Genomic DNA, 5,363 nt, shown 5'->3' with positions numbered 1-5,363 from the left:
ACTTCAAAACTGACGCGTCGGTTTACCATTGCCACGCTCATTTGCCTTCGCGGATTGAATCGACAACCCGCTAGGGACACGAGTTTCTTGGCCCAATGGGGTGACAAAAGCCGAAAACGTTTCTTCCCCCGCTTCGTTTCGTACCCTGACACCCTTCGATCCGCTGGTTATCCTGTGTCAGATTCCGTGGGCGGCGGGACGAAATGCCAACATCAAACCTGTTTGGGACACCTGGAAACCGTGAGCGAAATAGTAGACGTCGAAGTGCCGACCGTAGGCGAGTCGATCACCGAAGTTCAACTCGGTAGCTGGCTTAAATCCGAAGGTGACTGGGTCGAATCGGGCGAAGACCTGGTCGAAATCGAAACCGAAAAAGCGTCTGTCCAATTGCCCGCGCCTGTGGCGGGGTTCTTGGAAAGCATCAGCAAACAGGAAGAGGAGTTTGCCGAGATCGGGGAAGTCATCGCTAAAATCCGTGTCGCGCCGAAACCCGCCGGCAATGATGCCAGTTCGGGATCGGGCAGCGGTTCTGGAACAGACAGCGGTTCTGGATCAGGCAGCGGCAGTGGTTCCGGCGGTGGGTCGGGTTCTGGTTCTGGCAGCGGTTCGGCCGATGCGTTTGTGATGCCTGCGGCGCAGCGGTTGCTGGACGAAAACGGTTTGACCGCGGCGGACGTAAAAGCGACCGGCCCGGGCGGGCGCCTGCTGAAGGAAGACGTCCAGAACCACCTGGACAGCGGCGCGTCGAAACCGGCTGCGGCCCCGGCCAAACCCCCGGCATCGACTGCCGTCGCGGCACCGGCAAAACCGGCCAGCCGTTCGTCGCTGATGTCCGGTGCGCCGGATCGCAGTGAAGAAGTCAAACCGCTGAGCATGTTGCGTCGCACGATCGCATCACGATTGGTCAGCGCTCAACAGACCGCTGCGCTATTGACGACGTTCAATGAAATTGACATGCAGCCGGTGATGAGTCTGCGAAAGAAATACAAAGACGCTTTCGTGGAAAAGCATGGCGTCAAATTGGGATTCATGTCCTTTTTTGCCAAAGCCAGTGTGGAAGCCTTGCGCCGCTACCCCGCGGTCAATGCCGAGATCCGCGATGACAGCGCGATCTATCGCAACTACCAAGACCTGGGCATTGCGATGGGCGGCGGCAAAGGTCTGGTCGTTCCGATTTTGCGGAACACCGAACGGATGTCGTTTGCGGAAATCGAATGGACGATCAGCGATTTTGCTCGCCAGGCTGGTGAAAACCGCTTGCAAGCCGAGGATTTGATCGGCGGCACATTCACGATCAGCAATGGTGGCGTTTACGGATCACTGCTGAGCACGCCGATCGTCAACCCGCCGCAAAGCGGGATCCTGGGACTGCACTCGATTCAAGAACGCCCGGTGGCGATCGACGGCAAAGTCGAGATCCGGCCGATGATGTACGTCGCCCTGACCTATGACCATCGGATCGTTGACGGCCGCGAGGCCGTCGGGTTCTTGCGAACGATCAAAGAGGTCATCGAAGACCCCGCGCGATTGTTCTTGGAACTTTAACTGAGTTCTTTGCTGCGGTTGGCGCTGGCCTGGACGGCATTGATCAAGGCGGCGCGGAGGCCGTTGTTTTCCAACACCTGCAGGGCGGCGATCGTCGTCCCGCCGGGGCTGGCCACCGCGTCTTTCAGTTCGCCCGGATGGCGACCGGTTTCCATCACCATCTTGGCGGTGCCGAGCACCGTTTGCGCGGCGAACTTCATTGCCAGCGGCCGCGGCAAACCGGCCAGCACACCGCCATCGGCCAGCGCCTCGATCACCAAACAGATATAGGCCGGCCCGCTGCCACTGACACCGGTCACGGCATCCATCTGTGGCTCGCTGACTTGGGCCGCCACGCCAACGCTTTGCAAGGCATGTTCGATCCAGCCGCAGTCCGCTTGGCTGACCGACCGAGCCACACAGAAGGCGCTCGCGCCGGCACCGACCAGGCTGGGCGTGTTGGGCATCACACGAACCACCCGCTCGTGACCGACCGCTTTACAAATGGACTGCAGTGGCACCCCGGCGGCAACCGAAACCAATAGTTTTTGGTCGTCACAAATTTGTCCCATTTGCGCGGCCACGTCGGCAATCGCGTAGGGTTTCACAGCGAGTAGCACCACGTCGGCGGCGGGAATCAAACCGGGCAGATCGTTTTTCACGGTGACGGCGGGATGATGTTCGGCCCACCAGGTTTGGCTGTTGGGATTTCGTTCGACGATACTCAGCCGGTCCGCTTGAACCACGCCCGATGCCAACATGCCGCCGATCAAAGCACGTCCCATTTGGCCGCCCCCCACCGCCGTGACTCGTCTAGAATCTGCATCAGCCGCTGCTGAATCGGTCCGTTGGTCGTCCTGTTTCTTCATCAAGTTTTCTTCCTTTTGCAAGCATTTCACGGTAAACCGTCCAACAATCGACGATCTTTTCCCTCTCGGCCGGTCAACTTGACCCATGTCAATTGACCCCCATCGGGCGGGCACCTAGCATGGTCCGTTTTTCGTTTTGTCCCCGCCGCCGTTTTTCCAGCCGTGGATCCCAGGTCACCGTATGAGCCAAACGGCAACCAGTCTACCGCTTAACCTTCCTGGAGTCTCCCGCGTGAAAGAAGCGATCGCCAAAGCCGACACCCTGATCGAAGCGATGGGTTGGATTCGCAAGTTTCGTGGCAAGACGACTGTGATCAAACTCGGCGGCAGCGTGCTGGACGACGAAGAAGCGTTGATGCATATCCTGCTGGACGTGATCTTCATGGAGACGGTGGGGATGAAACCGGTCATCATTCATGGTGGCGGGAAAGCGATCAATCGCGCGTTGAGCGAAGCCAACATCGAAGCCAAGTTCATCCATGGCCGGCGGGTGACCGACGATGCCACGCTGGAAATTGTGCAACGGGTTTTGGCCGGTGAGTTGAACGAGTTCCTGACCGAAGAAATCGAGCGACTTGGCGGGCGGGCGATGAATTTGTCGGTGCACAGCACCAACGTCCTGTTCGGCGAACAACTGAAGCTTGACAGCGGTGAAGATCTGGGGCACGTGGGCACGGTCACCGAGGTCGATCGCAGCGTGATCGAAGGCTTGTTGTACACCGACCAGGTGCCGGTCATCCCCAGCATGTGCGAAGACAAAAACGGCAAACGCTACAACGTCAATGCCGACACCGCCGCGATGGCAGTGGCCCAGGCGTTGGGGGCGGAGAAGCTGGTGTTCTTGTCCGATGTCAACGGCGTCCGTCGCGACAAAGATGATCCGGAAACCATCATCCATTCGCTGAGCGAAACCGAGGCGCTCGCCTTGATCGAATCCGGCCAAATCGGTTCCGGCATGATCCCCAAAGTCCAGGCGTGTTTGGAGACACTCGGGCGCGGTGTTGGCAAAGTCCACATCATCGACGGGCGATTGCGGCATTCGCTGCTGCTTGAAATCTTCACGTCACAAGGCGTCGGGACGGAGATCTATAAATAATCGGATCTCGCCGCGCGAACCCGAGTCCCGGTTTCGGTGCCTTCGTTCTTTTCCAAATTCTACCTTCCGTCACTGAATCTACTGTCGTCGTCGTGTGACGCCACACTTCGAAAAGTGAATCGATCTTCTCATGCAACACTTTCTATCACTCTTTGACATCACCCCCGACGAACTGAAACGCGTTCTGCAGACAGCGACCGTCGTCAAATCCAAATTGATCGCCGGTGAACGACCATCGATCTTGCAAAACAAAGTCCTGGCGCTGTTGTTTGAAAAACCGAGTTTGCGAACCCGTGTCAGTTTTGAAACCGGGATGGCGCAACTGGGCGGCGCGAGTCTGTTCCTGGGTCAAGACGTCGGCTGGGGAAAACGCGAAGCCCCCTCGGATTTCACTCAGGTGCTCGGTCAATTTGTCGACGCCGTGGTCTGTCGTGCCAAGCAACACTCACACGTCGAACAACTGGCCAGTTTTGATGCGATGCCGGTGATCAACGGGCTGACCGATCTGTGTCACCCCTGCCAGGCGATCGCCGATGTGTTGACGATTCAAGAGGCGTTTGGCAGCTATGCCGGTAAACATCTGGTGTTTGTCGGTGACGGCAATAACGTCGCCCAGTCGCTGGCGTTGATCTGCGCGATGTTGGAGATGAAATTCACTTTGGCCTGCCCGCCCGGCTATGAAATGGATGCGGATTGGCTGTCGCGAATTGCAGCGGTCAGCCCCCGAGCCGATATCAACACGACCCAAGACCCGGTCGCGGCGGTCAAATCCGCCGACGCGATTTACACCGACGTCTGGACCAGCATGGGCCAGGAAGCCGAATCGATCATCCGCCGCGAGGCCTTTGCCGATTATCAACTGAACAAGACGTTGTTGGCCGCCGCGCCGGCGAGCGCCCGTGTGCTGCACTGTTTGCCCGCTGTACGTGGGGAAGAAATCACCGACGAAGTGATCGATGGCAAACAGAGCGACATCATTCGCCAAGCCGGCAACCGCATGCACGCACAGAAAGGTCTGTTGGTTTGGCTGTTGGGCCGCGACTGGATCTGCAAGAACGTCAGCTAAGCCATTTTCCCACGTCCCCTGAACCCACCACGAACATGCGCCCTGACGACCAACTTCGCCCCGTCGAAATTCAACTGAACTATCTGCCGCATCATCCCGCCAACGTGCTGTACAAATCTGGCAACACGATTGTGCTGTGCGCCGCTTCGGTTGAACCGAGTGTGCCGCCGTGGTTGGAAGGCAAGGGCAAGGGATGGGTGACGGCCGAATACAACATGTTGCCCGGCAGCACCACGCCGCGAAAACGCCGGGAACGCAGCAAGCTTGATGGGCGGACCACAGAGATCCAACGATTGATCGGCCGATCGCTGCGCGCCGTGGTGGATCTGAAAGCTTTGGGCGAACGATCGATCGTTGTCGACTGTGACGTCTTGCAAGCCGACGGCGGCACGCGCACCGCATCGATCACCGGTGGATTCATCGCGTTGGCAAAAGCAATTGCCAACGAATTGCCAGACAGCCAAATCGGCCAGGGCCCGCTGCGTGACAGCATCGCCGCGATCAGCGTCGGCGTGGTGGATCAAGCCATCAAGTTGGACCTGGACTATGAACTGGACTACGCCGCCGACGTCGACATGAACATCGTGATGACCGGCAGCGGCAAGTTCGTGGAAATCCAAGGCACCGGCGAAGAAGCGACCTTTGACGACGTCCAGCTCGCTGCGATGTTGGCGGTCGGCCGCAAAGGCATCGAGGAACTGACCCAGCTGCAGCGCGGTGCGTTAGAGACGCATTAAACGCAACGTGGACGGTTGCCCTGGGAATCGGAAAGATTGAAATTGCGCTGTTATCGCAACCCGACGCGTCA

5 protein-coding genes are annotated in these 5,363 nt (G+C 58.4%); 4 read left to right on the top strand and 1 reads right to left on the bottom strand.

Annotated features, from left to right (window positions below; translation table 11 throughout):
* Positions 1-240: 240 nt before the first annotated feature.
* Positions 241-1,545 (top strand): 2-oxoglutarate dehydrogenase complex dihydrolipoyllysine-residue succinyltransferase, encoded by a 1,305-nt coding sequence (gene odhB, locus NHH03_RS27270; protein ID WP_253161525.1) that lies wholly within the window; start codon positions 241-243, stop codon positions 1,543-1,545.
* On the opposite strand, the gene proC is transcribed toward odhB, so the two are convergent.
* Positions 1,542-2,393 carry a pyrroline-5-carboxylate reductase gene (gene proC, locus NHH03_RS27265; RefSeq protein ID WP_253161524.1) on the bottom strand — a complete coding sequence of 284 codons (852 nt, stop codon included), beginning with the start codon at positions 2,391-2,393 and terminating at the stop codon, positions 1,542-1,544. The two genes, odhB and proC, sit on opposite strands and share 4 nt — an antisense overlap.
* Positions 2,394-2,625: 232 nt before the next feature.
* Here proC and argB point away from each other — a divergent pair, with 232 nt between their 5' ends.
* The 3 genes from argB to rph all read left to right on the top strand — a co-directional run bounded on the left by argB (position 2,626) and on the right by rph (position 5,292).
* Entirely contained in the window at positions 2,626-3,489 is an 864-nt protein-coding gene (argB, locus tag NHH03_RS27260; protein ID WP_253161523.1) for an acetylglutamate kinase, read from the top strand.
* Positions 3,490-3,619: 130 nt separating this feature from the next.
* Positions 3,620-4,555 carry an ornithine carbamoyltransferase gene (gene argF / locus NHH03_RS27255; protein ID WP_253161522.1) on the top strand — a complete coding sequence of 312 codons (936 nt, stop codon included), beginning with the start codon at positions 3,620-3,622 and terminating at the stop codon, positions 4,553-4,555.
* Between the two features lie 35 nt (positions 4,556-4,590).
* The gene (gene rph, locus NHH03_RS27250; RefSeq protein WP_253161521.1) at positions 4,591-5,292 is read left to right on the top strand and encodes a ribonuclease PH; all 702 of its coding nucleotides are present in this window, start codon (positions 4,591-4,593) and stop codon (positions 5,290-5,292) included.
* The last annotated feature ends 71 nt before the right edge of the window (positions 5,293-5,363 follow it).

The sequence above is a fragment of the Stieleria tagensis genome, from assembly GCF_024129865.1.
GTDB lineage: Bacteria > Planctomycetota > Planctomycetia > Pirellulales > Pirellulaceae > Stieleria > Stieleria tagensis.
This window is presented reverse-complemented; position numbering and strand designations above follow the sequence as displayed.

Bases quoted from the DNA above. Each gene is read 5' to 3' on its own strand.
- rph (WP_253161521.1), top strand. From the start codon at position 4,591: ATGCGCCCTGACGACCAACTTCGCCCCGTCGAAATTCAACTGAACTAT.
- proC (WP_253161524.1), bottom strand. From the start codon at position 2,393: ATGAAGAAACAGGACGACCAACGGACCGATTCAGCAGCGGCTGATGCA.
- argF (WP_253161522.1), top strand. From the start codon at position 3,620: ATGCAACACTTTCTATCACTCTTTGACATCACCCCCGACGAACTGAAA.